The following is a 12,738-nucleotide window of genomic DNA, read 5'->3' as shown; positions in this document are numbered from 1 at the left end:
TCAGCGCTTCCCCTTCCGGCCGGCGTCCGCCGCACGGGAGAGGGTGAGGAGCTGGCCGAGTTCCACCTTAGTCAACTCGCGCATGGCGCCGGATCGCAGGGTACCGAGGTTGAGCGGCCCGAAGCTGCGCCGCACGAGGTCGACCACCGGATGCCCCACCGCGTCGAGCATGCGCCGCACGATGCGGTTCCGTCCGGAGTGCAGCGTGAGCTCCACCATGGTGTGGCGCGCGTCGCCCTGCGCCTGGAGGATCCGCGCGCGGTCGGCGTGGATGGGGCCGTCGTCGAGCTCGATGCCCGTCTTCAGCCGCTGCAGCGTGGCCGGCGTCACGCGGCCGCGCACCTTCGCGATGTACGTCTTCTCGACGCCGAACGACGGGTGTGCGAGCACGTGCGCGAGCTCGCCGTCGTTCGTGAGCAGCAGCAGGCCGCTCGTCTCGGCGTCGAGCCGGCCGACGTTGTAGACCCGCTCGTCGAGGTCCTTCGTGAACCGCGTGAGGTCGGGCCGACCCTGCTCGTCGCGCATCGAGGAGACCACGCCGCGCGGCTTGTTGAGCATGTAGTAGCGCTTCGCGGTGTCGAGCTGCACGGCGACGCCGTCGACGGCGACCAGATCGGTCGCCGGGTCGATGCGCGAGCCGAGCTCGGTCACGACACGGCCGTTGACCTCGACGCGGCCCTCGACGATGAGCTGCTCCGACACGCGGCGGCTCGCGACGCCCGCGGCGGCGAGCACCTTCTGCAGCCGCTGTCCTTCCCCGGCCGGCGGCCGTGCGCCGCCCTCGACGCCGTCGCCCCGGTCGCCCGGCTCCCGGTCAGTCACGATCGAACCCCTCCTGGCCGTCGTCGAGCAGCGGCGAGATGTGCGGCAGCTCGTCGAGCGAGTTGATGCCGAGGTTGGTGAGCAGCAGGTCGGTCGTGCCGTAGAGGATCGCGCCGGTCTCGGCGTCGGTCGCGACCTCGGTGATGAGGCCGCGGCCGAGCAGCGTGCGCACGACCGAGTCGACGTTCACCGCGCGGATCGACGCGATCGACGACCGCGAGATCGGCTGCTTGTAGGCGATGACCGAGAGCGTCTCGAGCGCTGCCTGCGACAGCCGAGTCGACGACTGGGTCAGCACGAAGTCCGCGACGAGGGCGTCGTACTCCTCGCGCACGTAGAAGCGCCAGCCGCCGCCGACCTCCCGCAGCTCGAAGCCGCGACGGATGCCGCGCGCGGCATGCTCCTCGTCGGCCACGTCGGTGCGCGGCTCCCCCGACGTGCCCTCGCCGTCGTAGTCCGTCCGCAGGCGCGCGATCGCCGCGCGGATCTCCGCCACCGGACGCGCGACGGCCGCGGCGAGCGTCACGACGCTGAGCGGCTCGTCGGCGATGAACAGGATCGCCTCGAGCGCGCGGTCGAGGTCGAGCCGCGGCTGGCCGGGCACGTCGAGCGGCGTCACGATCGACAGCTCTGGGCCGTTCGTCGCGGCATCCGTCATGCCCGCGGCATCCGTGTCATTCGTCATAGTCGGCCCCCAGGCTCTCGAGGTTTGCGTCGTCCCACGACTCGGCCGCCCAGTGCAGCGTGAGCTCGCCGAGCGGCTCGACCTGGTCGAAGCCGATCGCGGAGTGGCGGTAGAGCTCGAGCACGGCGAGGAAGCGGGCGACGACCACGCCCGGCTGGCCGATGCCGGCGATGAGCTCGCGGAAGGTCACGGCGTCGCCGCGCCGCAGCACCGCGACGACGTGGGCCGCCTGCTCGCGGATCGACACGAGCGGCGCGTGCAGGTGGTCGAGCCCGACCGTGGGGAGCTCGCGCGGCGTGAGCGCGAGGGTCGCGAGCGCCGCGAAGTCCTCGAGCGTCAGCGTCCATCGCAGCTCGGGCTCGCGCTGGCGGAACCGCTCCTCGAGCCGCACCGTGCGGGCGTGTCGTCGCGCCTCGGCCTCGAGGTGCCCCGCGAACCAGCGCGACGCCTCCTTGAAGGCGCGGTACTGCAGCAGTCGGGCGAAGAGCAGGTCGCGGGCCTCGAGCAGCGCCACGTCCTCGGCGTCGACGAGCTCGCCCTGCGGCAGGAGGCCGGCGACCTTGAGGTCGAGCAGTGTCGCGGCGACCACGAGGAACTCCGAGGCGCGGTCGAGCTCCTCCTCGGAGTCGAGGCCGCGCAGGTACGAGATGAACTCGTCGGTCACGGCCGAGAGCGACACCTCGGTGATGTCGAGCTCGTGCTCCGCGATGAGCGAGAGCAGCAGGTCGAAGGGTCCCTCGAAGTTCGAGAGCGCCACCCGGAAGCCGGGGTCGGATGCCTCGCTCTCGGATGTCGCGCCCGCGGGCGCGCCCCCGCCATCGACCACGGTGTCCTCCGCCGGCGCCGTCGCGCCGGTCACGCGCTCCCCCGAAGCCGGCTCGGCCTCAGGCGACCGCGCCACGGAACACCAGCTCCCTCGCGAGCTGCCGGTACGCCCGCGACGCCTGGTGGTCGGGGGCGAACTCGGTGATCGGGGTCGCGGCGACGGTCGCGTCAGGGAACTTCACCGTGCGCGTGATGACGGTCTCGAGCACCTTGTCGCCGAACGCGTCGACGACGCGCTCGAGCACCTCGCGCGAGTGGAGCGTGCGCGCGTCGTACATGGTCGCGAGGATGCCGTCGAGCTCGATCGCGGGGTTGAGGCGGTCGCGCACCTTGTCGATCGTCTCGATGAGCAGCGCGACGCCGCGCAGCGCGAAGTACTCGCACTCGAGCGGGATCACCACGCCATGGCTCGCGGTGAGCGCGTTCACCGTGAGCAGGCCCAGCGACGGCTGGCAGTCGATGAGGATGACGTCGTAGTCGGGCGCGACGCGGCGCAGCACGCTCGCGAGGATCTGCTCGCGGGCGACCTCGGTGACGAGGTGCACCTCGGCGGCCGACAGGTCGATGTTCGCCGGGATCACGTCGAGGCCGTCGAGGCCGGTGTGCTGGATCGCGTCGGCGGGGTCGATGCCGCGCGAGAGCAGCAGGTCGTAGATCGTGGGCACGTCGTGCGTCTGCACGCCGAGGCCCGCAGAGAGGGCGCCTTGCGGGTCGAAGTCGACGGCGAGCACCCGGCGGCCGTACTCGGCGAGGGTCGCGCCGAGGTTGATGGTGGTCGTGGTCTTGCCGACGCCGCCCTTCTGGTTGCAGAGCGCGATGATGCGGGCCGGCCCGTGCGAGCGCAGCCGCTTCGGCTCGGGGAAGTCGCGAAGGGGACGCCCGGTCGGACCGACCTCCGGCTCCAGCGAAAGGACTCCGTCCGCCGGGTCGTGCGTCTGGTGGGTCACGTCTGGTCTCTCTCCTGCGTCCTGCGAGCCGGCTCCGGTCCGAGCGCTTGGTCGATTCTAGCGAGCACGAGGGTGGGCAGCCGTGTACATCTCCCGGAGTGTATCGGCTGTGACCAGCGTGTAGATCTGGGTCGTCGCGACCGACGAATGGCCGAGCAGCTCCTGCACCACACGCACGTCGGCGCCGCCCTCGAGCAGGTGCGTCGCGAACGAGTGACGCAGGGTGTGGGGTGAGACGGATGCCGCGAGCCCCGCGTGCTCGGCCGCGCGATGGATGACGTCCCATGCCGCCTGGCGCGACATCCGTCGGCCGCGGAGCCCGAGGAACAGCGCGGGCGTCGCCGGACCCCGCGCCGAGAGCGTCGGACGCGCCCGAACGAGGTACGCGTCGACCGCACGACGCGCGTACGAGCCGAGCGGCACGACGCGCTGCTTGCCGCCCTTGCCGAAGAGTCGCACCACCTCGTCGTCGACGAGGTCGTCGACGTTGAGCGACACGGCCTCGGAGACGCGCGCGCCCGTCGCGTAGAGCAGCTCGAGCAGTGCGGCGTCGCGCAGCTGGTGCAGCTCCTCGCCGCCGGCGGCGGCGATGAGCGCCTCGACGTCCTCGACGGGGATGGCCTTGGGCAGCCGCATCGGCAGCTTCGGCGGGCGCAGGTCCTTCGAGGCATCCGTCGCGATCGCGCCCTCGTCGGCCAGGAATCGATGCACGCCGCGCACGGCGGAGAGCACGCGCGCGATGGACGACGTGGCGAGGGGCGGCTGCCGCTCGGCGCCGAGGAAGCGCACGAAATCCGCGAGGTCCTGCTCGGTCACCGCGCCGGGGCCTTCGAAGCCGTGCGCCGCGAGCCAGTCTGCGTAGATCACCAGGTCGCGACGGTACGACGTGACGGTGTTCCGCGCGAGGCCGCGCTCCACCGCGAGGTGCCGGAGGTACCCGGCGGTCCACGCGGCATCCGTCATCGGGGCGCGGGCTCCTCTCGCGGGGTGGAGCGTCCGGGCCAGGCGGCGTCGGCGGGGGCGAGCCCGGCCCACCCGCGGGCGCGCGAGGCCTGCGCGGCGAGCACGCCGATCACGAGCGACGGGTTCTGCACGCGACGCTCGAGCACGGCGTCGACGCACGCGTCGAGGTCGAGCCAGCGCGTCTCCATGTGCGCCTCCTCCTCCTCGCGCGCGAACGGCTCGTGCGTCGGCGTGAGGCCGCGGGCGAGGTAGATGCGGATCGCCTCGTCGCTGCCGCCGGGCGACGTGTGGAAGTCGACGAGCACCGCCCAGTCGGATGCCGCGAGGTCGCCCTCCTCGGCGAGCTCGCGCTGCGCGGCGGCGAGCGGCTCCTCGCCGGGCACGTCGAGCAGGCCGGCGGGGATCTCCCAGTCGCGGCTGCGCACGGCGTGCCGGTACTGGCAGATCAGGAACACCCGATCGTCGTCGTCGAGCGCGAGCACCGCGACGGCGCCGGGGTGGTCGACGTACTCGCGCACCATCGTGTCGTCGCCGAGCTCCACCTCGTCACGGCGCAGGTCCCAGACGCGTCCGTTGTAGACCTGCTCGCTCGACCGCACGGGCAGCGCGGACGGCTCGTCGGCGATCGGCGGGAGGTCGACCGCCGGAACGTCGGCCGACGGGGCGTCAGCCATTGGCGACGTCGAACAGCAGGCTCGCCTGCTGCCGCTCGAGGGCCGCGCCCACGAGCCCACGGAACAGCGGATGCGCGTCGTTGGGGCGGCTGCGGAGCTCGGGGTGCGCCTGCGTGCCCACGTAGAACGGGTGCACGTCGCGCGGCAGCTCGACGAACTCGACCAGGTTTCGGTCGGGCGACAGGCCCGAGAACACGAGCCCGGCGTCGGCGATGCGGTCGCGGAAGCCGTTGTTCACCTCGTAGCGGTGGCGGTGCCGCTCGCTCACCTCGCTGCTGCCGTAGAGGTCGGCGGCGATCGAGCCGTCGGCGAGCCTGGCCGGGTAGAGGCCGAGGCGCATGGTGCCGCCGAGATCCCCGCCGGCGATGATCTCGACCTGCTCCTCCATGGTCGCGATGACCGGGAACTCGGTGTCGGGGTCGAACTCGCTCGACGACGCGCCGTGGAGGCCGACGACGTTGCGCGAGTACTCGATGACCATGCACTGCAAGCCGAGGCAGAGTCCGAGCGCGGGGATGCCGTTCTCGCGGGCGAAGCGAAGTGCGCCGAGCTTGCCCTCGATGCCGCGCACGCCGAATCCGCCGGGCACGCAGATGCCGTCGAGGTGCGCGAGGTGCTTCTGCGCGCCCTCGGGCGTGCGGCACTCGTCGGACGGGATCCACTCGATGTTGACCTTGGTGTCGTTCGCGAACCCGCCGGCACGCAGCGCCTCGGTGACCGAGAGGTAGGCGTCGGGCAGGTCGATGTACTTGCCGACGAGGCCGATGGTGACCTCGTGCTTCGGGTCGTGCACGACCTCGAGCAGCTCGCGCCACCCCGACCAGTCGACGTCGTCGGCCTTGCCGTCGAGGCCGAGCGACTCGATGATGTAGGCGTCGAGGCCCTGGTCGTGCAGCATCGTGGGGATGTCGTAGATCGACGGCACGTCGACCGCGTTCACGACCGCGGCCTCGTCGACGTCGCACATGAGCGCGATCTTGCGCTTGTTCGCGTCGGTGACCGGGCGGTCGCTACGGAGCACGAGCGCGTCGGGCTGGATGCCGATGGAGCGGAGCGCGGCGACCGAGTGCTGCGTGGGCTTGGTCTTCTGCTCCCCCGACGCGCCCATGAACGGCACGAGCGAGACGTGCACGAAGAACACGTTCTTGCGTCCGAGCTCGTGGCGCACCTGGCGCGCGGACTCGATGAACGGCTGCGACTCGATGTCGCCGACCGTGCCGCCGATCTCGGTGATGATCACGTCGGGCTTGGGCGTCTCGGTGGACTGCAGCCGCATGCGGCGCTTGATCTCGTCGGTGATGTGCGGGATGACCTGCACGGTGTCGCCGAGATACTCGCCGCGCCGCTCCTTGGCGATCACGGTCGAGTAGATCTGGCCGGTCGTCACGTTCGCGGCCTGGCTCAGGTTGATGTCGAGGAACCGCTCGTAGTGCCCGATGTCGAGGTCGGTCTCGGCGCCGTCGTCGGTCACGAAGACCTCGCCGTGCTGGAACGGGTTCATCGTGCCCGGGTCCACGTTGAGGTACGGGTCGAGCTTCTGCATGACCACCCTGAGGCCCCTGGCCGTCAGGAGGTTGCCGAGACTCGCCGCCGTGAGTCCCTTGCCCAACGAAGAAACGACACCACCAGTCACGAAGATGTGCTTGGTCGTGCCGTTCGAATTGTCTCTGCCGCGATCATCCACCACGGGCTTGTAGTCTAACCCACGATCCTGACCGTCTGCGCCGACATGCCCCACGCGGTCCCCCTTTTCCTTCTGCGGCGTCCCCGTCCGCTCTCGTCCGCCGCCTCCGCCTGCGCGTTCGCAGCCTCCGTCAGGCCGCCCGATCCGCGGCGATCTCCAGCAGCTCGCGCGCGTGCGCGAGCCCACTCTCGGAGTCGCTGAGCCCTGAGAGCAACCGCGCCATCTCGGCCTCGCGTTCGGCACCGGCGAGCTGACGAACACTGGACGACGTGACCTGCCCGTCGGTGCCCTTCACGACGCTGAGGTGGTTCGTGGCGAATGCCGCGACCTGCGCGAGGTGCGTGACGACGATGACCTGCGAGCGCTCGGCGAGCCGGGCGAGCCGGCGGCCGATCTCGATCGCCGCGGCGCCGCCGACGCCCGCGTCGACCTCGTCGAAGACGAACGTGGGCACGGGGTCGCTGCCGGCGATGACGACCTCGATCGCGAGCATCACCCGCGAGAGCTCGCCGCCCGAGGCGCCGCGCGACACCGGCCGCGGCTCCGTGCCCGGATGCGGCCGCAGCAGGATCGCGACCTGGTCGCGACCGTGGACCGTCGGCTCGTGCTCGGCGTCGACGTCGACCGTGAGCCGGGCGTCGGGCATCGCCAGCGCGCCGAGCTCGGCCGTCACCGCGTCGGCGAGCCGCGACGCGGCCTCGGTGCGCAGTTCGGTGAGGCGACCGGCGAGTCGGTCGACCTCGGCGGTGAGCCGGTCGACGGATGCCGCGAGCTCCTCGATGCGCTCATCGTCGCCGTCGAGCTCGACCAGCCGGAGCCCGCCGTTGCGGCGGAAGTCGATCACGTCGTCGAGCGTGCCGCCGTGCCGGCGCACGAGCGCGGCGAGCAGGGCGCGCCGCTCCTGCACGACCTCGAGCTCGCGCCCGCTGTCGGCGTCGAGGCCGTCGAGGTAGCCCGAGAGCTCGGTCGACGCGTCGGCGAGCAGGAATCCCGCGGTCTGCAGCGCCTCGGCGATCGGCGCCAGGGCGGCGTCGTGTTCGACCACGCGCTCGAGGTGCCTGCGGGCGCTGTCGACGAGCCCGATCGCGTCGGGCGCACCGTCGACGAGCTCTTCGGCGGACACCAGGCTGCGGGCCTGGGCTGCGGCGAGGCGCAGCTCCTCGAGGTTCGAGAGGCGGTCGGCGCGCTCGGCGAGCTCGACGTCTTCACCGGGCTGCGGGTCGGCGGCCTCGACCTCGTCGAGCGCCTCACGCAGCTCTTCGGCCTCGCGGGCGCGGGTGTCGTGCGCCTCGCGCAGCCGCTCGAGCTCGGCCGAGTCGGCGCGCCACGCCGAGAACGCCTCGCGGTACTCGGCGGCGGCCTGCTGCAGGGGCGCGCCCGCGAACCGGTCGAGCGCCTCGCGCTGGGCGACCGCCGAGCGGAGCCGCTGTTGGTCGGCCTGGCCGTGCACCACGACGAGCTCCTCGCCGAGCTCGCCGAGCACGCCCACGGGCGCGCTGCGGCCGCCCACGACGGCGCGGCTTCGACCCTCGGACGAGACGGAGCGTCCGAGCAGCAGCTCGCCGCCCTCGACGTCGCCGCCGGTCTCGCTGACGCGCTCGGCGATCGCGCCGTCGTCGGGCACGAGCCAGCGACCCTCGACCCACGCCTGCTTCGCGCCGGAGCGCACCGCGCCGGCATCCGCCCGGGCTCCGAGCAACAGGCCGAGCGCGGTGACGACCATGGTCTTGCCGGCGCCGGTCTCACCGGTGACGGCGGTGAACCCCGCGCCGAGGGGCAGCGTGGCCTCGGCGATGACGCCGAGGTCGCGGATGCCGAGCTCTTCGATCATGCGCCGCCCTCACTCACGGCCGACCGGCCCTCGCCAGCCCGTGACGGGCAGTTGGAACTTGTTGACGAGCCGGTCGGTGAACGGCGCCTCGTGCAGGCGTGCGAGCCGCACGGGCACCGACGACTTGCGCACGATCACGCGCGCGCCCGGCGGGAGGTCGAACGTGCGGCGGCCGTCGCACCAGATCACGGCCGCGGCCTCGGTGCGCTGCAGGATCTCGACGGCGAGCGAGGAGTCGGCGCCCACCACGAGCGGCCGGGCGAACAGGGCGTGCGCGCTGAGCGGCACGAGCAGCAGGGCCTCGAGGCTCGGCCAGACGACCGGACCGCCGGCCGAGAACGAGTACGCCGTGGAGCCCGTGGGTGTCGACATAACGATGCCGTCGCAGCCGAACGACGAGAGCGGGCGGCGGTCGACCTCGACCACGACCTCGAGCATGCGCTCGCGCTCGGCCTTCTCGACGGTCGCCTCGTTGAGCGCCCAGCTCTCGTAGACGACCTCTTCGCCGACCTTCGCGCGCACCGAGAGCGTCATGCGCTCCTCGACGGCGTAGTCGCGCGCGAGGGCGCGGGCGACGGTGTAGCCGAGGTCGTCGCGCTCGCTCTCGGCGAGGAAGCCGACGTGACCGAGGTTGACGCCGAGCAGCGGGATGGGGTGGTCGCGCATGAGCTCGGCCGCGCGCAGGATCGTGCCGTCGCCGCCGAGGACGATGACGAGCTCGATGCGCGCCGGATCGACCTCCTCGAACCGCTTGACGGCACCGTCGAGCTCGGGCACGAACGCGTGCACGTCGTCCCAGTGCTCGGCGGCGATGACGGGCACCGCGCCGGACGCGAGGAGCTGCGTGCACACCTCACCGGTCGCCTCGAGGGCGTTCTGCCGGCCGGTGTGGGAGACCACGAGGAAGTGCCGTGCGTCGTTCACGCGTTCGCGCCTCCTGCCAGTTGGTCCACCCGACGCATCCATTCTGTCGGATTCACCCCGCGGGTCGCGCTGAGGTGCGCGAGGTATTCGTGGTTGCCGTGGCTCCCCGCGATTGGGGAGGACAGGACGCCGACGGTGCCGAGGCCCAGGTCGAACGCGGCCCAGAGCACGTTCGCGACGGCCTCCGATCGCAGCGCGGCGTCGCGCACCACTCCCTCGCGCACCCCGCCGCGCCCCACCTCGAACTGCGGCTTCACGAGCAGCACGAAGTCCGCGTCATCCGTCGCCGTCCTGCGCAGGGCGGGCAGCACGGTGGTGAGCGAGATGAACGAGAGGTCGGCGGTCACGAGCGACGGCGGCTCGTCGACGCCCGTGAGGCTCGCGAGCGTCGGCCGATCGAGCGTGCGCACGTTGCATCCCTCGACGAGCACGAGCCCGGGTGCGCCGTGCAGCTCACGGGCGAGCTGGCCGTGGCCGACGTCGACGGCGAGCACCGTGCGGGCGCCGCGCTCCAGCAGCACCTGCGTGAACCCGCCCGTCGACGCGCCGGCATCGAGCACGACGCGGCCTTCGGGGTCGACGCCGAACCCGTCGAGCGCCGCGATGAGCTTGTGCGCGGCCCTGCTGACGTAGTGATCGGATGCCGCGACGACGATCTCGCTCGCGTCGCCCACCTTGGCCGACGGCTTCACGACGGCCTTCCCGTCGACCGTGACGACGCCGGCCGCGATGAGCGTCGCGGCGTGCGTGCGGGAACGGGCGAGTCCGCGTGCGGCGAGGGCCGCGTCGAGTCGCTGCTCGGTCATCGCCCGTTCGTGCCGCGGGCCGGGTCGGACTCCTCGAGCTGACTGCGGAGCTGCTCGGCGAGCCGCAGGTAGCCGGGGGCGCGCTCGGCGAGCGGCTGCGACTCGAGCTCGTCGAGGGCGGCCCGCAGCTCATCGGATGCCGCCCCGGCGCGTTCGTCGCCCGCGTTCGGCCCGGCGGCATCCGTCGACGACGCCCGATCGCGCGCGTCTACGGCCTCGGCATCGGGGGTGTCGTCGTCAGTGCTCACCCGACCAACGCTACCCCGACCCGCCGACCGGACGTGGCGGGGCTCGGCCTCGCCGCCCCGACCGCTCAGCTGTACAGGCTCGCCGGCACGTCGAGCGCGTGGATCTTGGTGCCCGACTGCCAGATGGCCGCGCAGGCGGCACGCAGCAGGTCGAGCCCGCCGTCGCCGTCGGACACGATCACGACGCGGCGTCCGTCGACGCGCACGCGCGCCTTCCCGACGCGCACGGCGCCGTCGCGTACGGTCTCGACGACCGGATACGGCTCGTGCAGTCCGCGCAGGTCGCCGAGGATGAAGTCGGGCCGGCTCGCGGCATCCGCGGCGAGCACCTGCTTCGCCCGGTCGATGCCGGTGAGCACGACCGCACTGGCCATGCCCGCCCGGTTCGCACCGAGGATGTCGGTGTCGAGCCGGTCGCCGACCACGAGCGGGTGCTCGACCCCGAAGCGACGCTTCGCCTCCTCGAAGATCGGCGTCTCGGGCTTGCCGGCGACCACCGGGAACCGCCCGACCGCGGTGTGCACCGCGGAGACGAGCGTGCCGTTGCCGGGCGCGATGCCGCGCGCGACCGGGATCGTCCAGTCCATGTTCGTCGCGATCCACGGGATGCCGGCCTCGGTCGAGTCGGGCCCGCCGTGCGCGTTGAGCGCGAACGAGGCCTCGGCGAGCTCGCGCCATCCGATCTCGGGCGCGAAGCCCTGCACGACGGCGGCCGGGCCGTCGTCGGCCGACCGCGTGACCCGGTACCCGCGCTTCTCGAGCTCGGTCACGATGCCCTCGCCGCCCACGACGAAGACCAGGGCGCCGGGCTCGACGCGCTCCTCGAGCAGCGTCATCGCGGCCTGCGGCGACGTCACGACGTCGTCGGGCACCACGTCGAGGCCGAGCTCGGCCAGGTGCTGGGCCACCGAGGCGTCGCTGCGCGACGCGTTGTTCGTGATGTAGCCGACGGCGCGCTCCCGCTTCGTGCGGTTCAGGCTGTCGACGGCGTGCGGGATCGAGCCCGCACCCGCGTACACGACGCCGTCGAGGTCCGCGAACACCGCGTCGATCCCCTCGAGCGGTGTCGTCGCCTCAGTCCTCGGTCGGAACAGGCCCACGGGCGCCGTCCTCGTCGGTGTCGGCGGCCACGTCCGCTACCTCCGCGTCGCCGGCTTCGAGGGTCTCACCGCGCTCGAGCGCCTCGCCCTCCGCGAGCACCGCGGCGACGTCCTCCTCGAGCACGGCACCGAAGTCCTCGGGCAGGTCGTCGTGGGTCGCTTCGTCCGAGCCGGATGCCGCGTCGACGGCGTCGGCGACACCGGATGCCTCGTCCGCCTCGTCCTCGAGCTCGCTCGCCACGGACTCGCCCGCCCCCGGCTCGCTCTCCATCGTCTCGTCGACCTCGTCCGCCTCGTCCTCGAGCTCGACCTCGAAGATCTCGACGAGCTCGGACTCCGTCGGCGGGTTCAGCACCTCCTCGGCGCGGTCGGCGCGGGCACGCCACGCGGCGGCCTCGGGGCCGCGCCCGAGCTCCTCGAGCACCTCGGCGTACGCCGAGAAGAGCGCTGGGCTGTACGAGAACGCGCGATCGGGGTCGAGCTGCGGGATCTCGAGCTCCGCGAGGGCGAGCTCGGGCTGCTCGAGGTCGAGGCGCGCGCCCGACATGGCGATCGCGAGCCCGACCTGCACCGCGGCGGGCAGCTCAGCGCGGTCGACTGAGCGGCCGACCTCGAGCGCGCGGTCGGGACGGCCGACGCCCCGCTCGCTGTCCACCATGAGCGGCAGCTGGTCGTTACTTCCCGAGATCCGCCGGTACGTGCGCAGCTCGCGCAGCGCGAGCGCGAAGTCGCCGGTCGCGTAGGCCGTGATCGCCAGCGTCTCGCGGACGACGGCGATCCGGCCGCCGCGACGGGCGGCGGAGAGCGCGTGCTGGTGCGCGAGCTCCGGGTCGCTGTCGAGGTACTCGGATGCCGCGACCATGTGCCGCGCGACCCAGTCGGCGTTGTCCTTGCTGAGCGTCTTCAGCTCCGCGCGGGCGCCCTTGTCGAGCTGCTTCGCCTCGATCCGGTCGGGCAGCATCGGGTCGTCGTGACGCGGACGGACCGCGCGATCAGAGGCACCGTGCGTCTCGCGCGGACCGTCGTGATGACTGCCGCGAGCGTCGGGACGCCCGCCGCGTCGATCGTCGGTGCGGCGGCCGGCGCCGGACCGCTCGCCGTACGGGCGCTTCTGATCCCGGTCACCGTACGGACGCTTCTGATCCCGGTCACCGTACGGACGCTTCTGATCCCGGTCACCGTACGGACGCTTCTGATCCCGGTCACCGTACGGACGCTTCTGATCCCGG

At 72.5% G+C, this 12,738-nt stretch carries 14 protein-coding genes; 1 reads left to right on the top strand and 13 read right to left on the bottom strand.

What is annotated here, in order from left to right:
* The 13 genes from ACWEOH_RS13990 to ACWEOH_RS13930 form a co-directional block, all read right to left on the bottom strand.
* Positions 1-744 (bottom strand): pseudouridine synthase, encoded by a 744-nt coding sequence (locus ACWEOH_RS13990; RefSeq protein WP_452033876.1) that lies wholly within the window; start codon positions 742-744, stop codon positions 1-3.
* Between the two features lie 70 nt (positions 745-814).
* Positions 815-1,480, bottom strand: a complete 666-nt coding sequence (scpB, locus tag ACWEOH_RS13985; RefSeq protein ID WP_452033874.1) for an SMC-Scp complex subunit ScpB — start codon at positions 1,478-1,480, stop codon at positions 815-817.
* A gap of 16 nt (positions 1,481-1,496) precedes the next feature.
* Complete coding sequence (locus ACWEOH_RS13980) at positions 1,497-2,333, bottom strand: segregation and condensation protein A (protein ID WP_452033872.1); 837 nt, start codon at positions 2,331-2,333, stop codon at positions 1,497-1,499.
* Positions 2,334-2,391: 58 nt separating this feature from the next.
* Entirely contained in the window at positions 2,392-3,279 is an 888-nt protein-coding gene (locus tag ACWEOH_RS13975; RefSeq protein WP_148735304.1) for a ParA family protein, read from the bottom strand.
* A 57-nt stretch (positions 3,280-3,336) separates the two neighbouring features.
* Entirely contained in the window at positions 3,337-4,242 is a 906-nt protein-coding gene (gene xerD / locus ACWEOH_RS13970) for a site-specific tyrosine recombinase XerD (RefSeq protein ID WP_452031982.1), read from the bottom strand.
* Positions 4,239-4,916: an NUDIX domain-containing protein gene (locus tag ACWEOH_RS13965; RefSeq protein ID WP_452031980.1), complete on the bottom strand. Its 678-nt coding sequence runs from the start codon at positions 4,914-4,916 to the stop codon at positions 4,239-4,241. Before ACWEOH_RS13965 ends, xerD begins: the two co-directional genes overlap by 4 nt.
* Positions 4,909-6,603, bottom strand: a complete 1,695-nt coding sequence (locus tag ACWEOH_RS13960) for a CTP synthase (protein ID WP_452031978.1) — start codon at positions 6,601-6,603, stop codon at positions 4,909-4,911. Before ACWEOH_RS13960 ends, ACWEOH_RS13965 begins: the two co-directional genes overlap by 8 nt.
* A 127-nt stretch (positions 6,604-6,730) precedes the next feature.
* A complete protein-coding gene (gene recN / locus ACWEOH_RS13955) occupies positions 6,731-8,431 on the bottom strand; it encodes a DNA repair protein RecN (RefSeq protein WP_452031976.1) in 1,701 nt (566 codons plus the stop codon).
* Positions 8,432-8,440: 9 nt separating this feature from the next.
* Entirely contained in the window at positions 8,441-9,397 is a 957-nt protein-coding gene (locus ACWEOH_RS13950; RefSeq protein WP_452031974.1) for an NAD kinase, read from the bottom strand.
* Positions 9,352-10,161 carry a TlyA family RNA methyltransferase gene (locus ACWEOH_RS13945; RefSeq protein ID WP_452031972.1) on the bottom strand — a complete coding sequence of 270 codons (810 nt, stop codon included), beginning with the start codon at positions 10,159-10,161 and terminating at the stop codon, positions 9,352-9,354. Before ACWEOH_RS13945 ends, ACWEOH_RS13950 begins: the two co-directional genes overlap by 46 nt.
* The gene (locus tag ACWEOH_RS13940) at positions 10,158-10,409 is read right to left on the bottom strand and encodes a hypothetical protein (RefSeq protein ID WP_452031970.1); all 252 of its coding nucleotides are present in this window, start codon (positions 10,407-10,409) and stop codon (positions 10,158-10,160) included. The genes ACWEOH_RS13945 and ACWEOH_RS13940 overlap by 4 nt, the downstream gene beginning before the upstream one ends.
* A gap of 65 nt (positions 10,410-10,474) precedes the next feature.
* A complete protein-coding gene (locus ACWEOH_RS13935; protein ID WP_452031968.1) occupies positions 10,475-11,509 on the bottom strand; it encodes an HAD-IIA family hydrolase in 1,035 nt (344 codons plus the stop codon).
* Complete coding sequence (locus ACWEOH_RS13930; RefSeq protein ID WP_452031966.1) at positions 11,484-12,470, bottom strand: hypothetical protein; 987 nt, start codon at positions 12,468-12,470, stop codon at positions 11,484-11,486. Before ACWEOH_RS13930 ends, ACWEOH_RS13935 begins: the two co-directional genes overlap by 26 nt.
* A gap of 9 nt (positions 12,471-12,479) precedes the next feature.
* On the opposite strand from ACWEOH_RS13930, the gene ACWEOH_RS13925 reads away from it, so the two are divergent.
* Positions 12,480-12,738 (top strand): hypothetical protein (locus ACWEOH_RS13925; RefSeq protein WP_452031964.1); only part of this gene is annotated, 259 nt, incomplete at its 3' end.

This window comes from Agromyces sp. NPDC004153, from assembly GCF_053603635.1.
The sequence above is the reverse complement of the archived record's forward strand: the minus strand, read 5'-3'. Positions and strand labels throughout refer to the sequence as shown.

What these genes read in the sequence shown, in the direction of transcription:
- ACWEOH_RS13950 (WP_452031974.1), bottom strand. Translation starts at nt 9,397, where the DNA reads ATGGATGCGTCGGGTGGACCAACTGGCAGGAGGCGCGAACGCGTGAAC.
- ACWEOH_RS13930 (WP_452031966.1), bottom strand. Translation starts at nt 12,470, where the DNA reads ATGCTGCCCGACCGGATCGAGGCGAAGCAGCTCGACAAGGGCGCCCGC.
- ACWEOH_RS13945 (WP_452031972.1), bottom strand. Translation starts at nt 10,161, where the DNA reads ATGACCGAGCAGCGACTCGACGCGGCCCTCGCCGCACGCGGACTCGCC.
- recN (WP_452031976.1), bottom strand. Translation starts at nt 8,431, where the DNA reads ATGATCGAAGAGCTCGGCATCCGCGACCTCGGCGTCATCGCCGAGGCC.
- xerD (WP_452031982.1), bottom strand. Translation starts at nt 4,242, where the DNA reads ATGACGGATGCCGCGTGGACCGCCGGGTACCTCCGGCACCTCGCGGTG.
- ACWEOH_RS13965 (WP_452031980.1), bottom strand. Translation starts at nt 4,916, where the DNA reads ATGGCTGACGCCCCGTCGGCCGACGTTCCGGCGGTCGACCTCCCGCCG.
- scpB (WP_452033874.1), bottom strand. Translation starts at nt 1,480, where the DNA reads ATGACGGATGCCGCGACGAACGGCCCAGAGCTGTCGATCGTGACGCCG.